Genomic DNA, 15,506 nt, shown 5'->3' with positions numbered 1-15,506 from the left:
GCCCGAGGAGTCTCGATTTCGCCCATGCGTCTGCCTTACGCCCTAGCTGTTGCGTTGATTTTCGCGGTGTCCGCCGTGCTATCGCTGGTGGTCGCTGGATTTGCGGTCAGCAAGATCGAAGACGCCTCGGAACTGGCCGTGCGAAAGGCCTTGAACTTGCAGGGGCATGATTGGGCCGAAGTCGAATCCGACGGCCTGCGTGTCGTTCTGACCGGCACGGCCCCGACTGAGGCGACCCGATTCAACGCCCTGATCGCTGCGGGCACCGAGGTCGACACCTCGCGCGTCATTGACGAGATGGAGGTTGCTCCCACCGCCGATCTGACACCGCCCCGCTTTTCTACCGAGATCCTGCGCAATGACAGTGGAATTTCGATTATCGGGCTAGTACCTGCGGCTCTGGATCGCGACGATCTGGTAGACAGGCTGCAACGCCTTGATCGGGACGCGTCAGTCTCGGACCTGATGGAAAGTGCCGACTATCCCAAGCCAGACGGATGGGATCAGGCAATCGACTATGCGATCGAAGCGCTCTCGGATTTGCCACGGGCCAAGATATCTGCCAGCCCAGGGTTGGTGCGTATCACGGCCATTGCCGATAGCCAGCAAGAGAAAGACCAGCTGGAACAAGACCTGAGCCGCGCCGCGCCACCAGGTCTGCGAATCGGCCTTTCAATTTCGGCACCTCGCCCGGTAATCACACCATTCACGCTGCGCTATTTGATAGATGAGGATGGCGGGCAGTTTGATGCGTGCTCGGCCCAGGATGAAGTTGCGCGCGACATCATCGTCGCTGCAGCACAAGAGGCCGGACTGACCGGCCCCTATTCCTGCACCATTGGGCTAGGCGTACCGTCTCCGCGTTGGGCGAATGCAGCGCAGCTCAGCATTCGTGCGCTATCCGAACTTGGTCAGGGTTCAGTTACTCTGTCGGATGCAGATATCACTCTAATTGCTACACAAGGGACTAACCCTTTGGATTTCGACCGCATCGTGGGAGAACTCGAAAATACGCTGCCCGAGGTTTTCGCCTTGCATGCAATTCTTCCCGAACCCGAACCGGATGACCCGACTGGGCCTATTGAATTCGTCGCAACACGTAGCCCTGAGGGTTTGGTTCAACTGCGTGGCCGTCTGAGTGACGAAACGCTGCGTGAAATGACCGACAGCTTTGCACGTGCCGCCTTTGGATCATTGCAGGTGCACACAGCCACCCGGATTGCACCGGACCTGCCCGCGGATTGGCCCATACGTGTCTTGGCCGGGCTGGAGGCACTGTCGCAACTGCACAATGGCGCCCTGACCGTTACGCCGGACAATGTAGCACTGTCGGGCATCAGCCATGATCCCGACGCCAAGGCCCGGATCGCCGGCATGCTGTCGGACAAGCTGGGCGAGGCGCAGGATTACACCCTGTCAATCACCTATCAGGAGCCGCCCGCACCCGCCGACGCGCCGCCCGACCCTGAGGTCTGCGAAGAGCAGCTGGCCGAGGTTCAGGCCGTCAGCAAAATTGCGTTCGAACCGGGATCAGCCACCGTCGCAGCAGACTCGCGCGATGCCCTGAACCAGATCGCGGACATCCTGCGTGAATGTGGCCCCATCCGGTTGGAGATTCAGGGCCATACCGACAGTCAGGGTCGTGAAGAGATGAACCAGCAGCTCAGCCAGTCGCGCGCGCAGTCGATCCTGAACGAATTGCGCGGACGGCGCGTGCCGACCTCAAGCTTCTCTGCGGTCGGGTATGGCGAGACGCAGCCCATCGCCGATAACGAAACCGAAGAAGGCCGCGAAGAGAACCGCCGCATAGAGTTTCGCCTGATCCGTCCTGAACCCGTGGCCAACACCCTGACCGGGCTTGAGGCGATGGAAGCCGAGGCCGAATCTGAGGCCGAAATCGAGACACCTGAAACCGACGCACCGGATGCAGGCTCAGAGGACCAGTAAGTTGAACAGAACAGAATTCATCATCGCCACAGCCATTATCCTGTTCGCAGCTTTCTGCATGGGTTGGTTCGCCAACTGGCTGGCCCATCGGCTGTCCCGTGTTCGCCAAAGCGACGTGGCCGATCTTGACCGCATGAGTCAGGAACTGCACGAGGCCGAAGAAACACGCGATCAGGCCATCACATATTTGCAGCAGCGTGAGGCAGAGCTAACCAACCAGCTGACGCAAACCGAAGCCGAGTTGAATGCCGCAATGGAAGGGCTGCGCGCGGCGCGGCAGGAAGCCGAAGAGATGCGCGGGCGGATCAACAACGCAGACTAGGCACCCTACCAGCGGGTCAGCGCGTCTTCATCCTCGTCCTTAGCAGCCACCCATTCTGCTCCGGACGTGGTGATTTCCTTCTTCCAGAATGGCGCGCGAGACTTAAGGTAATCCATCAGATATTCCGCCGCCTCAAACGCATCTTTGCGGTGCGGTGCGGCGGTGGCCACCATCATGATACGGTCACCCGGAGCAAGCCTTCCGTGGCGGTGGATCACCAGAACGTTGCCCAGTGACCAACGGGCTTGCGCCTCTTCCGCGATCTTGGTTAGGGCGCGTTCGGTCATGCCAGGATAGTGCTCGATCTCCATCACATCCAGATCGCCCGAAGCCAGATCGCGCACAACGCCTGTGAAGGTCACGATGGCCCCGTTGGTATCGTCCCCGGCGGCAAAAGCGTTGGCTTCGGCCCCCAGATCGAACGGAGCCTCCTGCACGACGATCCGCATTCTAGCCACCCGTCATGGGCGGAAAGAACGCAACCTCGCGCACACCGGTCAGCGGGGCGTCAAAATCCGAAAGCTCTTGGTCCAGCGCCACGCGCAGGGCCGACAGATCAGCAAAGGCAGCAGCATAGCGATCCTCACGCGCGCTCAGTTCCGCGACCAAATCGCTGACTGTTGCTGCCTCGGTTTCAATCTTCTCTTTCGGCAGGCCGATGCGTTCGCGCACCCAGGCGAAATACAGCACGTTCATCGGTTAGCTCTCCTTCAGGTGGGGCATGGCTTTACGTAGGTAGTCATAGCCTGTGATCAATGTCAGCGTCGCGGCAATCCAGAGCAGCCATAACCCGATACGACCTGACCAGAACATGGCCTCAAGATGCCAGCGGATGTTGTTCAGGTCCTCGACCTGCCCTGCCAGAACCTGATCAATGGTTGTCGCATCCATGCCAAACGTGGCCATCACAAAATGGTGCTCGAATATCCCCTGCGAGAACAGGATCGCGATCGCTACCATCTGTGCCGTCGTTTTCCACTTGGCTAGCTTGGTGACCTTCAGGGTTCCGGCCACATCGCCCAGATACTCTCGCAAGCCTGAGACAAAGACTTCGCGAAACAGGATCACTGTCGCGGGCAGGACCAGCCATGGTGTCCAGTGTTCAGTCGAATAGCCCACCAATATCATCAGCGCGATTACCACCATTGCCTTGTCGGCAATGGGATCCAGCATGGCGCCAATCTTCGTTTCCTGTTTCCAGGCGCGCGCCAGATACCCGTCGAACCAATCGGTGATCGCCGCTGACAGAAACAGGATCAAAGCAAACCAATCCGCATAGGGACGGGTGAAATACAGAAACATCACGGCGAGACCGGGGGCCGCCACAAGGCGCAGTACAGTCAGAATATTCGGCAGGTTCCATTTCATGGCTTGGACCCTACATCGCCGGTTCAAGACAGAAAAGACAGGGTCTTAAAAAAACCTACCCAACACAAGCGTTTGCTGTCTTAAAAGTCAAAGCGTCGCAGCGGTGGTCACATTACAGGTTTCATCTTGGCACTTGATTGCTTTGGCGTCAGATTGTCGGCTGGCCAACCAGACAACACCCCAGAGCTGACATGACACCGCATATTCAAACCGATCCCCGGTCAAATCTGATCGGCAGTGCCTGGATGGTCGCCGCAATGGCGCTGTTCGCGCTGGAGGATGCGCTGCTTAAGGCGGCTTCGGCGTCGATCCCGATCTGGCAGGTGCTTGTACTGTTCGGTGCGGGCGGTGCTGTAATCTACGCTGCGGTTGCCACAGTACGTAGCACGCGTCTGTTCCAGTCCGACGTGTTGTCGCGCCCAATGAAGGTGCGTGTGGTCTTCGAGATTCTTGGACGGCTTTTCTATGTATTGGCGATCGCTTTGACACCACTGTCCTCGGCTACGGTGATCCTTCAGGCCACACCACTGGTTGTCGTCGCAGGGGCCGCGTTGTTCTTTGGTGAATCCGTCGGCTGGCGGCGATGGAGCGCCATTTTGATCGGTCTTGTCGGCGTTGTGATCATCATCCAACCGACCGGAGACAGCTTCTCGGCCCTGTCAATCCTTGCCGTGCTGGGGATGCTCGGCTTTGCGGGGCGCGATCTGGCCAGCCGCGCCGCGCCCGCAACACTGGGCACTGAGGTTCTGGGGTTCTATGGCTTCCTCTGCATCATTGTCGCGGGTTTGGCTTATCGATTCTGGGAAGGAACATCGCTGCAAACCCTGACGCCTAATGTCAGCCTGCACATGGGCGGGGCGATTGTGATGGGGGTCATGGCCTATGCCGCGCTGATGAAGGCGATGCGCACCGGCGAGGTCTCATCTGTGACGCCGTTTCGCTATTCGCGGCTGTTGTTCGGTATCGGCTTGGGCGTGGTGATGTTTGGCGAGCGATTGGATCAGACCATGTGGATTGGCTGCGCCCTCATCGTGGCGTCAGGCCTCTATATCCTTTGGCGGGGGCGAAAGGCCTAGCCCTTGTCATGGAAGAAGTCATAGACCTTCTGCGCCAGCCCGGCTGAAATCCCCTCGACGGCTTTAAGATCCGCCAAATTGGCTCGGCTCACCGCTTTGGCGCTGCCGAAATGAGTCAGAAGGGCGCGTTTGCGCGCGGCCCCGACGCCGGGGATTTCGTCCAGTGGCGTTGCACCAACCGCCTTAGCGCGTTTCGCGCGATGGGTGCCGATGGCAAAGCGATGCGCCTCATCCCGCAAGCGCTGGATAAAGTACAATACGGGATCGTTGCGTTTCATCGCAAAAGGGCGCTGCCCGATGCGATGGAATTCTTCCTTGCCGTGATCGCGATCGACACCCTTGGCGACACCGACCATCGGGATATCCTCGACCCCGTGCTGGGCCATGATCTCATTCACGGCGCTCACCTGCCCTGCACCACCGTCGATCAGCAGCAGATCGGGCCAATGCCCTTTGTCCCGATCCGGATCATCCTTTTGCAGGCGTGTGAAACGGCGGGTCAGGACCTCTTTCATCATGCCGAAGTCATCGCCGGGGGTTAGATCATCGCCGCGGATGTTGAATTTGCGATAGGCATTTTTCATGAACCCTTCTGGGCCCGCGACGATCATGCCCCCAACTGCATTGGTGCCCTGAATGTGAGAGTTGTCGTAAACTTCGATCCGGTTTGGCGGCGCGTCCAGATCAAAGGCCTCGGCCACACCGCGTAGCAATTTGGCCTGCGTGGCACTTTCCGACATCCGCCGGGCCAGCGATTCACGTGCGTTGCGCAAGGCACCAGCGATCAGTTCCTGCTTTTCACCGCGTTGGGGCACCAGGATTTCCACCTTGCGTCCAGCTTTTTCCGACAATGCCTCCTGCATCAGATCGGCATTCTCGATCGCATCAGACAGGATCAACTGCCGGGGTGGTTCCTTATTGTCGTAGAATTGGCCCAGAAACGCTTCCATCGCCTCAGCCTGTGACACATCCGGGCCGACGCGCGGATAGAAATCGCGGTTACCCCAGTTCTGGTTGGCCCGGATGAAAAACACCTGAACGCAGGCTTGACCGCTGTCCATGTAGAGGCCAATGACGTCAGCCTCGGCCACGCCGCGGGGATTGATGCCCTGAGACGTCTGCACCTGCGTCAGCGCCCGGATACGGTCGCGCAAACCGGCGGCGCGTTCGAACTCCATCGCCTCGGAGGCAGCCATCATCTGCGCGGCGAGATCTTCCTGCACTTTGGTAGATCGGCCTGACAGGAACCTTTCGGCATCCTTAACGCTTTCACGATAGTCGGCTTCCGAGATCAGTTCGACGCACGGTCCAGAACATCGCTTGATCTGATAGAGCAAACACGGCCGGGTCCGGCTATCGAACATGGAATCCGAACAGTTCCGCAGCAGGAACGCCTTTTGCAGCTGGTTCAGCGTCCTGTTCACCGCGCCTGCACTGGCGAAGGGGCCGAAATAAGCCCCCTTTTCTTTCTTCGCCCCTCGGTGCTTTTTGATCTGCGGAAAGGCATGATCCTTGGCGACCAGAATATTCGGGAAGCTTTTGTCATCCCGCAACAATACGTTGTATTTGGGCTTGAGCTGCTTGATCAGGTTCTGTTCCAGCAGCAGCGCCTCGGTCTCGGTCCGAGTGGTCAGAAACATCATCGAGGCAGTTGCGGCGATCATTTTCTCGATCCGACCCGAGTGCCCCGGGCGCGTGTAGTTCGATACCCGCGCCTTCAGGTTTCGCGCTTTACCTACGTAAAGAACTCGGCTGTCCCCATCCAACATCCGATACACACCCGGCGAGCTGTCCAGCGTTTTCACATAACGCTGAATGCAGGCATAGCCGTTGGCTTGGGTCGACGATTCGGAATCAGTGCTAGCGGTCATGAGTCTGAGATATGATTCTCTGACCATGGCTGCAATCTTGTGCGCTTCAGATCAAGAGAAAACAAATCCACGACTTCTGTGGATAACTGTGCAGATAACTTTAGGGGCATCGTGATTTTCCCTTGAATCCTTGCCTATTCGTTGATCTGCACAAAAAATAGGCAGGAAATTATGGTGTTGTTTTTAAACGATAAATTTGTTGATCTGAGACAAGTGTATGAAAATTAAGACATTTTTGTAACGTTCAGATAACAGGAACGAGAGCAGTGCAAAACTTGCAGCAGATCTACTTATTCTACACCAAGAACATCGGGTGTTTGCCAACCCAAATGTTGCCCACCATCGACGCAAAGAAGCTGCCCCGTAACAGCATGCGCATCCAGAAAGTATCCCAGCGCAGCAGTGATATCCGACGGGTTCGCGCCGCGCTCCAGAATCGTGTTCTGCCGCTGAGCGCTAAAATGGGCATCACTTTGGCGATGACCCTGCAGCGTTGGACCGGGGCCGATCGCGTTCACACGGATTGCGGGTGTCAGAGCCTGCGCTGCAGTCCGGGTCAAGGCCCACAACCCCATCTTGGCAATCGTGTATGACATGAACTCAGGCGTCAGTTTACGCACCCGCATATCCACCATGTTCACGATCAGCCCAATCGCCAGAGGCTCTCCCTGATCATCAAGCTCCGGCTGTAACCCCTGCTCGGCCATGGCTTGGGTCAGAACGAATGGTGCGCGCAGATTGCTGTCGAGATGCCGATCCCAGCTTTGGCGGGTAGCTGTGTGGATATTGTCATACTCAAATATCGATGCATTGTTGACCAGACAGGTGATCGGACCACCCAGCGCCTCAGCTGCACGCGGCAGCAATGAGCTGACTTGCCCCTCATCAAGCAGATCGGCCTGCAGCGCAACTGACTTTCGGCCTAGCGCCTGAACCTCATCAACCGTTTCACGCGCAGCCTGATCCGAACTGGAATAGTGCACAGCGACATCCATGCCGCGCTGCGCCAAATACAGCGCCATGGCACGACCAAGGCGTTTACCGGCACCGGTCACCAATGCTCGGGTCATGGGCTCATTCTCCTCGTCAGGTCAGGCTAACAGGCTTGCAACATAGATCACATAGAGCGCTGTCAAGATCAGGCCCCAGACGCGTGTGATATCTTTCTTGAAGAACACAAAAGGAACCAACAAGAGCGACGCGCCGAGCATCACCCACAGATCGAAACGCAGGAATTCAGGATCGACGGGAATACGCCCAAACAAGGTCGTAATGCCGACAATGGCCAGCAGATTGAACATGTTCGATCCGATGACGTTACCCAGTGCCACATCCGCTTGTCGCCTCAGGGCAGCCATGACGGTTGTCGACAGTTCCGGCAGGGACGTACCCACCGCGATCAGCGTAAGGCCGATCACTGTTTCGCTCACACCATAGTTCCGGGCAATGACGGTCGCATTTTCGACCAGCAGATGCGCACCCATTGGCAGGCCGACCAAGCCGAGGATCAGGTAGATCGCCACCTTCCAATAGGGCATGTCAGGATCTGCTTCCTCAAGACCCTCAAGCTCGTCCTCATCGGCACAAGCTTCACCACAGGCTTTACGGTGCGCATGTGCTTCGCGAAACGCGTTGCCGAGGATCAGAGCCAACGCAGCCAGCAAAATTGCCCCGCTGAGCAGATTAAAGACCCCGCAAAAAGCCAACCCGATAAATAACACCGACGCCAGAAGCATGAAGATGTAGTTCTTGCGGCTGTCGCACTCACTTGTGTGCAAGGTCGCCAGAAGCGCGGGCAATCCCAGAACCAGCAAGATATTCGCTGTATTCGAGCCCACCACGTTACCCAACGCAATGCCCGGCGCGTTTTCCTTGATGGCGCTGATTGCAATCAGCAGCTCAGGGGCCGAAGTTCCAAAGGCAACTATTGTCAGGCTGACGATCAGGGCGGGAACCCCCAACCGCAGGCTGAGGTTCACGGCCCCTCGCACCAGCGCGTCGCCTGCCAACAACAGGATCAGCAGCCCGAGGCCGGAGAACAGCCATGCCGTCATCCACGGCCTCCTTCTTCGCAAGGACACGGGCCTTTGCCGATCCTAAACCGCCCACAACGCGGACATTTCGCAGAACTCAATCGTTTCTGTCCAGGAAAGCGTAGCTTGCCGAACATCGCCAGAACGCCCATGGCGACCAGGAACAAGGTGACTGCTTTGATGATCACTCTACAACCCGAAACGCGCGTAGGCAGCGCGCTCCTCAATACCGGCTATGGCATCCTGCGCCAGCGTCGCGCCGAAGCGCGACCAGATCGGTTTGCGCAGGCCATAGCGGCGGAACCTGACTTTGTCGCCAAACTTCTCCTGCATCTTGGGCTTCAGATGGGCAATACCATCGATCAGGCCCAGCTGTTGCGCGCGACGGGCCAGCCAGACCTCGCCATTGAACAGATCAGCGCTGCTGTCCAGCTTGCCGTCCCGGCGAGATTTCACATGGGTTATGAAATTCTCGTGGATATCGCCCAGCAGCACTTTGAGCCGTGCAATGTCTTCTTTCTTTTCCGGAGCAAACGGGTCGAGCATTGATTTCGACTGACCCGCAGTATGTACGCGTCGTTCAAAGCCCTGACGTGCCAGAAAAACATGCGCGCCAAATCCCGACGATATCACGCCGATCGACCCCAGAACCGAACTGTCATCGGCCCAAATCTCATCCGCTGAAACCGCCAACCAATATCCACCCGAAGCCGCCACGTCTTCGACGAAAGCGTAAACAGGGATCTTAAGCTCTTCCGCCAGTCGCTGGATACGCGCACCGATCAATGAGCTTTGAACGGGGGAGCCGCCCGGCGAATTGATCTCCAGCGCGACCGCAGCGGGCTTGCCCTTGCGAAAGGCTTTCTCCAACACCGGTGCCAGAGCGGTCGCGTTCATCGACCCTCGCCCGGCCATTCCAATGGCACCGGACAGGCGAACAACGGCCACAAGTGGCGGCTTTTTCATGAAGGGCAGGCTGAGTTTCATGGAAGCCGATGTAGAGCGCGCCGGAGCCGTAAACAAGAGACCCGAAGCGCCATAAACGCGACGTGAACCAATTTCACACACCTGATGGGCAAAAATGCAACGCCCTAGCTGCGGATGCGCCAACCGGTTTTGAAGATCCAGCCAATGATCGCGAGGCATATTCCGGTGAAGGCCAGTATGGCCAGAAGGCTCCAAAATATCGGGACATCTGCGATACCATAGAATGACCAGCGGAACCCGGAAATCAGATAAACCACAGGGTTGAACAGAGTGATCGTCTGCCAAAGCGGAGGTAGCATCGAGATCGAGTAAAACGTCCCACCCAGAAAAATCAGGGGCGTCACAACAAGCTGGGGGACAAGCGACATTTGCTCAAAATTTCCCGCCCAGATACCCACGATAAACCCCAGCAGCGAGAAACTGAGGCAAGACAAGATCAGGAAAGCCGCCATGGCAAACGGGTGTTCAATGCGAATGTCCACAAAGAACGTCGCAGTGGCCAGAATGACAAGACCTACAAACAGTGCCTTAGTTGCGGCCGCGCCCACATAACCAATCACAATCTCGATGAAATTGATGGGGGCTGAAAGCAACTCATAAATCGTACCCAAGAATTTGGGAAAGTAGATGCCAAAGGACGCGTTCGAGATTGACAGCATCACTACGGACAACATGATAAGACCCGGCACAATGAAGGCCCCGTAGGACACGCCTTCAATCTCTTGAATGCGACTGCCGATGGCAGTGCCAAACACCACGAAATAAAGCGAGGTCGACAGGACCGGCGACAGAAAACTCTGCGCCAGTGTGCGAAAGAACCGGGCCATTTCAAACCGGTAGATGGCAGTAATAGCGGACCAGTTCATGCGGGTTCTCCGGACACGAGGTTGACGAAAATCTCTTCAAGGCTCGATTGCCGCGTCTGCACATCACGCAGCACTAGACCGGCCTGTGCAACATCATTGAGAAGAGTGGTGATGCCCGTGCGCTCGGCATTGGTGTCGTAAGTATAGATCAGCGCATCGCCTGCACCGTTGAGCGTCAGTTGATGATCGGACAGAACGTCGGGAACCGATAAAATAGGCTCGGTCAACATGACCTCAATCTGCTTTTTGCCCATCTGCGCCATCAATGTGTCTTTGTCCTGCACGAGCAAAAGCTCACCCTTGTCGATGACACCCACACGGTCGGCGATTGCCTCGGCTTCCTCGATGTAGTGAGTGGTCAGGATGATGGTGACACCAGCCTGCTTCAATTCGGCCACGATCTCCCACATGTCCTTACGTAGCTCGACATCTACGCCGGCGGTGGGTTCATCCAGAAACAGCACCCTTGGCTCATGCGCCAAGGCTTTCGCGATCAGCACACGTCGCTTCATACCTCCGGATAGTTCCTTGATTGCGTTACGGCGTTTGTCCCATAGGGACAGCTTGCGCAGGATTTCCTCGATCCTAGCGTTGTCTCCGCTATGACCGAACAGCCCGCGCGAAAAGCGGACAGTGTTCCAGACCTTCTCGAACGGTTCCAGCGCGATTTCCTGCGGCACCAGCCCAATCATCTTGCGGGCTGCGCGATACTCGGTCTGGATGTCATGGCCACCTACGGTGACCGAGCCCGAAGTCGGCGTGGTAATACCGCACACAGTCGAGATCAGCGTTGTTTTACCCGCCCCATTGGGGCCCAACAGCGCTAGAATCTCACCTTCTTCAATGTCCAGAGACACACCTTTCAGCGCCTCAAACCCATCGGCATAAGACTTCCGCAAATCCCGGATCGACAATATGGTCGTCATGCGTACCCTCGTTCTGACCCCGCAACCTATCGTGACGGACCATCGTCGAACAGTCCAATTCCGCACAGTGCCATGCGCGTGTGCGCAGGGTTCAGTCTCGTCCCGTCAGGCGACCTAGCCAGCCTGACTTGGTCTCTTCTTCGGCAGCGTCTTCTTGCGGTGGCGGACCTTCGAAATATTCTTGAAGATTGGCGAAAAACTGATCGGCCATCTTCTTGGCAAACCCATCAATCAGGCGGCTGCCCAGCTGAGCCAGTTTGCCACCCACCTTAGCCTCGACCTCGTAGGTCAGAAGGGTGCCACCAGCCTCGCTGGGCGCGAAGGTTACATCTGCGCTTCCCTTGGCAAAGCCTGCGGCGCCCCCCTTGCCCTCACCAGCGATGGTCAGGCGTTCAGGCTCAACCATGTCGGACATGGTCACAGTGCCTTTGAAAGTCGCCTTCACAGGGCCAACCTTTTGCACCACGGTCGCATTATACCCCTCGGTTGGATCGCCGGTAATCTCCTGCGCGCCGCTGATGCAGGCTTTCAATACTTCAGGGTCCAGCAACGCAGCGTAAACGGCGGCAGGCGGCGCCTGAATTTCACGGGTATCGCTTAACTGCATCTCTCAACCTCTTTTTAATCCTACGGCAGACCACAAAGACCTAGCCCTGAAACATCGATGCAGGCAACCAGTTTGCTCACACCAAGGCACTGGATCGGGATTCTTCGCTTGCATTCGCTCCGCCCAACAGAAACCCTGCGCCGCAGGAGGAAGACATGCTGCACGGCATACGCATCATCGAAATCGAAGGGCTGGGCCCAGCCCCCTTCGCGGCCATGCTGCTGGCGGATATGGGCGCCGATATCATCACCATCCATCGCAAAGGGTCCGCCGTCACTCCGGGTATGCCTGAACGTTCGCTGCTGGATCGCGGCAAACGATCAATTGCACTGGACCTCAAAGACCCGCAGGACCTTAGCGTTGCAAAACGGCTGATCGCAACGGCTGATGCGCTGATCGAGGGTTTTCGCCCCGGCGTGATGGAAAAGCTGGGGCTGGGGCCGGAAGACTGTCATCACCTGAACCCAAAGCTGGTCTATGGCCGAATGACAGGCTGGGGGCAGCATAGCCCACTTTCTGAGACAGCGGGCCATGATCTCAACTATATTGCCCTTTCAGGGGCTTTATCCTACGCGTCGCCGCCCGGCCAACCGCCTTTGACGCCCGCAACACTAGTCGGGGATATCGGCGGTGGTGCGATGTATCTGGTTGCAGGTCTGCTCGCCGGGCTTTTGAATTCCCGAAATACAGGCAAAGGCACGGTGGTGGACGCCGCCATCTACGATGGCTCGGCACACATGATGAATTTGCTGATGAGCCTGCGCCAAACCGGCAACCTGTCCGACACCCGGGGTCAAAGCCTGCTCGACGGACCGCATTGGAGCAGAACCTACGCCTGCGCAGATGGCGGTTTCATCTCAGTTCAATGTCTGGAGCCAAAATTCTATGCTCACTTCCTGGACATCCTCGGGCTCAGCGATGACGCGGAATTCGCTCAGCAATATAACCATGCGACGTGGCCCAACCTGACGAAGCGGTTGAGCAAAATCTTTGCCGAGAAGCCGCGCGACGAATGGGCGGCGCTGTTTCAAGGCACGGACGCCTGCGTTGCCCCAGTCCTAAGTCCACAAGAAGCACGAGATCACCCCATGAATTCGGCTCGCCAAACATGGGTCGACCACGACGAAACACGTCAAGCCGCAGCCGCTCCTAGATTCTCAACCTACAACTGGCAACCGCGGCCCAGCCCCAAACGCGGAGAGCATACAAATGAGATTTTGAACGAACTTCCTCCCGCTTCATCTGGCTAAAAATACCTCGGGGGTGAATTGGCCGCAGGCCAAGAGGGGGCTGGCCCCCACGCCAGGCTTACCGCCCGCGCACCGTATCGATCATCAATTGAACGTTCTCAGGGTCCGCATCTGGCGTAATACCATGACCCAAATTGAAGATATGCGGTCCTTTTGAGAAGGCTTCGACAATCCGCCGCGTCTCATCGACAAGCGCTTGCCCGCCTGTCACCATATGCGATGAAGCCAGATTGCCCTGTACACACCCATCGACTTGCACATTCGCAGCAGCCCATTCGGGCGACACAGAATTGTCCAGCGCGACACAATCCACACCGGTGGCCTTGGCGAAACCGATGTAACCCTGATCCGCTTCGCGTGGGAAACCGATGACGGGAATGCCCGGATGGCGTGCCTTTATGGCAGCAGTAATCACGCGACAGGGTTCAACGGCGTATTTCTGAAACGCTTCGCCCTTCAATGATCCCGCCCAACTATCAAATATTTTGACAACCTCGGCCCCTGCCTCGATTTGGGCAGACAGGTATTCAATTGTCGCGGCCGTGATCCGATCCAACAGCGCCTCGAACAGCGCAGTGTTTTCTTCGCGCAGCGCATGGGCTGGCCCCTGATCCGGGGTGCCCCGTCCGGCGATCATGTAGGTAGCCACTGTCCAGGGCGCGCCTGCAAATCCGATCAGAGCTGTCTCAGAAGGAAGCTCACGCGAAAGAATACGCACGGTTTCATACACCGGAGAGAGCGTCTCATGAATTGCATCAACCGGCTTCAGCGCATCAAACTCCGACTCCCGTGTAATTGTCGAAAGGCGAGGACCTTCGCCGGTGACAAACCACAAATCCGCACCCAGCGCCTGCGGCACAAGCAGGATATCAGCAAACAGGATCGCGGCATCAAAGCCGTAGCGGCGAATGGGCTGAAGGGTGACTTCGGCGGCAAGCTCGGGGTTATAGCAAAGAGACAGGAAATCTCCGGCCTGTGCGCGCGTTGCACGATATTCAGGCAAATACCTCCCGGCCTGTCGCATCATCCAGATCGGCGGCACATCCTGCACTTCCCCCGCCAGCGCCCGTAGCAATTTCTTTGTCTCGGCCATTCGTGCCCCCAGTGTTCCGGTTTGGTGCAACGCGTCGGCCCTCAGTGGCAATTTGTCAAGCTCTGCCCCCATTGTCAGGGCAATGTGACGCGACTAAAGCTGTGCACATGAGTCTGATATTGCCTACCCCCGCATCGCCTCTGAAAATCGGCACCCGTGGATCTCCGCTGGCGCTGGCGCAGGCCTATGAAACCCGTCAGAGACTTGGCGCCGCTTTCGACCTGCCTGAGGACGCATTTGAGATCGTGGTAATCAAGACCACCGGTGACAACCGCGCCATGATCGACGCGGACCGACCGCTGAAAGAGATTGGCAACAAGGGTCTGTTCACCAAGGAAATCGAAGAGGCGATGCTGAAAGGTGAGATCGACATCGCCGTACATTCGACCAAGGACATGCCCGTCGAACAGCCTGACGGGCTGGTGCTGGATACATTCCTGCCGCGCGAGGATGTGCGCGATGCGTTTATCTCGCCGACTCTGAGTTCGATTCACGATCTGCCAGAGGGCGCAGTTGTCGGGACTTCATCGTTGCGCCGCCGGGCGCAGTTGCTGAATCGGCGGCCCGATCTGAAAGTGGTCGAGTTTCGCGGCAATGTTCAGACTCGCCTGAAGAAGCTGGCCGATGGCGTGGCCGATTGTACCTTTCTGGCCATGGCCGGATTGCGCCGCTTGGATATGAAAGACGTCCCCGCGACTGCCATATCACCTGATGACATGCTACCTGCCATTGCGCAGGGCACCATCGGCATTGAACGGCGCAGCGACGATAGCCGTACCGCCGAGATGCTGGCGGCGATTCATCATGTTGAAACAAGCCGGCGCCTTGCGGCTGAACGCAGCCTTCTGGCCGGGCTGGATGGCTCATGCGAAACACCGATCGCCGGTTTGGCGCAAGTTCAGGATGGCCAACTTGCTTTGCGAGGAGAAGTTCTGCGCCCGGACGGTTCCGAGGCGATCAGCGAAGAAGCCACCGGGGCGCTCGAAGATGGAGCAAAACTGGGTCAGACAATGGCCGCCTCTCTGCTGAAACAGGCCGGACCAGGGTTTTTCGACTGGCGCTAAGAAAAAATTTAAACAATTTCAGGGTAATGTGAACTTCTTCACTGTCTACCCTGCCGAATTCGTTAAATATGGGGATAGAAGGTCGATCTCGAATAT

16 protein-coding genes are annotated in these 15,506 nt (G+C 57.4%); 5 read left to right on the top strand and 11 right to left on the bottom strand.

Translation table 11 applies throughout. The annotated features are described in order from the left end of the window. Positions 1-24: 24 nt before the first annotated feature. Together ACR0AU_RS12590 and ACR0AU_RS12585 are read left to right on the top strand one after the other, a co-directional pair. Positions 25-1,947 (top strand): OmpA family protein, encoded by a 1,923-nt coding sequence (locus tag ACR0AU_RS12590; protein WP_170733537.1) that lies wholly within the window; start codon positions 25-27, stop codon positions 1,945-1,947. 1 nt (position 1,948) lies between these two features. Further along, positions 1,949-2,269, top strand: coding sequence for a hypothetical protein (locus tag ACR0AU_RS12585; protein WP_170395619.1), 321 nt, complete (start codon positions 1,949-1,951; stop codon positions 2,267-2,269). A 5-nt stretch (positions 2,270-2,274) separates the two neighbouring features. Here ACR0AU_RS12585 and ACR0AU_RS12580 read toward each other — a convergent pair whose 3' ends face one another. Genes ACR0AU_RS12580 through pgsA form a run of 3 tightly spaced genes read right to left on the bottom strand, consistent with a single transcriptional unit; the run spans position 2,275 to position 3,637 of the window. Then, entirely contained in the window at positions 2,275-2,718 is a 444-nt protein-coding gene (locus ACR0AU_RS12580) for a molybdopterin synthase catalytic subunit (RefSeq protein WP_170395617.1), read from the bottom strand. Between the two features lies 1 nt (position 2,719). After that, a complete protein-coding gene (gene moaD / locus ACR0AU_RS12575; protein ID WP_170395615.1) occupies positions 2,720-2,965 on the bottom strand; it encodes a molybdopterin converting factor subunit 1 in 246 nt (81 codons plus the stop codon). A gap of 3 nt (positions 2,966-2,968) precedes the next feature. Next, positions 2,969-3,637, bottom strand: a complete 669-nt coding sequence (pgsA, locus tag ACR0AU_RS12570; RefSeq protein WP_170395613.1) for a CDP-diacylglycerol--glycerol-3-phosphate 3-phosphatidyltransferase — start codon at positions 3,635-3,637, stop codon at positions 2,969-2,971. 191 nt (positions 3,638-3,828) lie between these two features. Between pgsA and ACR0AU_RS12565 the strand changes: the two genes are divergently transcribed. Beyond that, the gene (locus tag ACR0AU_RS12565) at positions 3,829-4,713 is read left to right on the top strand and encodes a DMT family transporter (RefSeq protein ID WP_480592390.1); all 885 of its coding nucleotides are present in this window, start codon (positions 3,829-3,831) and stop codon (positions 4,711-4,713) included. On the opposite strand, the gene uvrC is transcribed toward ACR0AU_RS12565, so the two are convergent. The 7 genes from uvrC to ACR0AU_RS12530 form a co-directional block, all read right to left on the bottom strand. After that, positions 4,710-6,584 carry an excinuclease ABC subunit UvrC gene (uvrC, locus tag ACR0AU_RS12560; RefSeq protein ID WP_480795759.1) on the bottom strand — a complete coding sequence of 625 codons (1,875 nt, stop codon included), beginning with the start codon at positions 6,582-6,584 and terminating at the stop codon, positions 4,710-4,712. The genes ACR0AU_RS12565 and uvrC overlap by 4 nt on opposite strands. Positions 6,585-6,874: 290 nt before the next feature. Next, the gene (locus ACR0AU_RS12555; protein ID WP_170423603.1) at positions 6,875-7,654 is read right to left on the bottom strand and encodes an SDR family oxidoreductase; all 780 of its coding nucleotides are present in this window, start codon (positions 7,652-7,654) and stop codon (positions 6,875-6,877) included. A gap of 21 nt (positions 7,655-7,675) precedes the next feature. Further along, a complete protein-coding gene (locus ACR0AU_RS12550) occupies positions 7,676-8,638 on the bottom strand; it encodes a calcium/sodium antiporter (RefSeq protein ID WP_170423601.1) in 963 nt (320 codons plus the stop codon). Positions 8,639-8,806: 168 nt separating this feature from the next. Then, the gene (locus ACR0AU_RS12545) at positions 8,807-9,604 is read right to left on the bottom strand and encodes a S49 family peptidase (RefSeq protein ID WP_170423599.1); all 798 of its coding nucleotides are present in this window, start codon (positions 9,602-9,604) and stop codon (positions 8,807-8,809) included. Positions 9,605-9,708: 104 nt separating this feature from the next. Continuing rightward, complete coding sequence (locus ACR0AU_RS12540) at positions 9,709-10,470, bottom strand: ABC transporter permease (protein ID WP_170395601.1); 762 nt, start codon at positions 10,468-10,470, stop codon at positions 9,709-9,711. Then, entirely contained in the window at positions 10,467-11,396 is a 930-nt protein-coding gene (locus ACR0AU_RS12535) for an ABC transporter ATP-binding protein (RefSeq protein ID WP_170395599.1), read from the bottom strand. The genes ACR0AU_RS12540 and ACR0AU_RS12535 overlap by 4 nt, the downstream gene beginning before the upstream one ends. A 91-nt stretch (positions 11,397-11,487) precedes the next feature. Continuing rightward, positions 11,488-12,003 (bottom strand): SRPBCC family protein, encoded by a 516-nt coding sequence (locus ACR0AU_RS12530; protein WP_170423597.1) that lies wholly within the window; start codon positions 12,001-12,003, stop codon positions 11,488-11,490. Positions 12,004-12,158: 155 nt separating this feature from the next. Between ACR0AU_RS12530 and ACR0AU_RS12525 the strand changes: the two genes are divergently transcribed. Next, positions 12,159-13,253 carry a CaiB/BaiF CoA transferase family protein gene (locus tag ACR0AU_RS12525; RefSeq protein ID WP_480795758.1) on the top strand — a complete coding sequence of 365 codons (1,095 nt, stop codon included), beginning with the start codon at positions 12,159-12,161 and terminating at the stop codon, positions 13,251-13,253. A gap of 58 nt (positions 13,254-13,311) precedes the next feature. Here ACR0AU_RS12525 and hemE read toward each other — a convergent pair whose 3' ends face one another. Beyond that, entirely contained in the window at positions 13,312-14,346 is a 1,035-nt protein-coding gene (gene hemE / locus ACR0AU_RS12520; protein WP_170733532.1) for a uroporphyrinogen decarboxylase, read from the bottom strand. Positions 14,347-14,453: 107 nt separating this feature from the next. On the opposite strand from hemE, the gene hemC reads away from it, so the two are divergent. After that, positions 14,454-15,410, top strand: a complete 957-nt coding sequence (hemC, locus tag ACR0AU_RS12515; protein ID WP_170733531.1) for a hydroxymethylbilane synthase — start codon at positions 14,454-14,456, stop codon at positions 15,408-15,410. Positions 15,411-15,506 lie beyond the last annotated feature (96 nt).

The organism is Ruegeria sp. CG1, from assembly GCF_056537265.1.
This window is presented reverse-complemented; position numbering and strand designations above follow the sequence as displayed.

What these genes read in the sequence shown, in the direction of transcription:
- ACR0AU_RS12590 (WP_170733537.1), top strand. Translation starts at nt 25, where the DNA reads ATGCGTCTGCCTTACGCCCTAGCTGTTGCGTTGATTTTCGCGGTGTCC.
- ACR0AU_RS12580 (WP_170395617.1), bottom strand. Translation starts at nt 2,718, where the DNA reads ATGCGGATCGTCGTGCAGGAGGCTCCGTTCGATCTGGGGGCCGAAGCC.
- moaD (WP_170395615.1), bottom strand. Translation starts at nt 2,965, where the DNA reads ATGAACGTGCTGTATTTCGCCTGGGTGCGCGAACGCATCGGCCTGCCG.
- pgsA (WP_170395613.1), bottom strand. Translation starts at nt 3,637, where the DNA reads ATGAAATGGAACCTGCCGAATATTCTGACTGTACTGCGCCTTGTGGCG.
- ACR0AU_RS12565 (WP_480592390.1), top strand. Translation starts at nt 3,829, where the DNA reads ATGACACCGCATATTCAAACCGATCCCCGGTCAAATCTGATCGGCAGT.
- uvrC (WP_480795759.1), bottom strand. Translation starts at nt 6,584, where the DNA reads ATGACCGCTAGCACTGATTCCGAATCGTCGACCCAAGCCAACGGCTAT.
- ACR0AU_RS12555 (WP_170423603.1), bottom strand. Translation starts at nt 7,654, where the DNA reads ATGACCCGAGCATTGGTGACCGGTGCCGGTAAACGCCTTGGTCGTGCC.
- ACR0AU_RS12550 (WP_170423601.1), bottom strand. Translation starts at nt 8,638, where the DNA reads ATGACGGCATGGCTGTTCTCCGGCCTCGGGCTGCTGATCCTGTTGTTG.
- ACR0AU_RS12545 (WP_170423599.1), bottom strand. Translation starts at nt 9,604, where the DNA reads ATGAAACTCAGCCTGCCCTTCATGAAAAAGCCGCCACTTGTGGCCGTT.
- ACR0AU_RS12540 (WP_170395601.1), bottom strand. Translation starts at nt 10,470, where the DNA reads ATGAACTGGTCCGCTATTACTGCCATCTACCGGTTTGAAATGGCCCGG.
- ACR0AU_RS12535 (WP_170395599.1), bottom strand. Translation starts at nt 11,396, where the DNA reads ATGACGACCATATTGTCGATCCGGGATTTGCGGAAGTCTTATGCCGAT.
- ACR0AU_RS12530 (WP_170423597.1), bottom strand. Translation starts at nt 12,003, where the DNA reads ATGCAGTTAAGCGATACCCGTGAAATTCAGGCGCCGCCTGCCGCCGTT.
- ACR0AU_RS12525 (WP_480795758.1), top strand. Translation starts at nt 12,159, where the DNA reads ATGCTGCACGGCATACGCATCATCGAAATCGAAGGGCTGGGCCCAGCC.
- hemE (WP_170733532.1), bottom strand. Translation starts at nt 14,346, where the DNA reads ATGGCCGAGACAAAGAAATTGCTACGGGCGCTGGCGGGGGAAGTGCAG.
- hemC (WP_170733531.1), top strand. Translation starts at nt 14,454, where the DNA reads ATGAGTCTGATATTGCCTACCCCCGCATCGCCTCTGAAAATCGGCACC.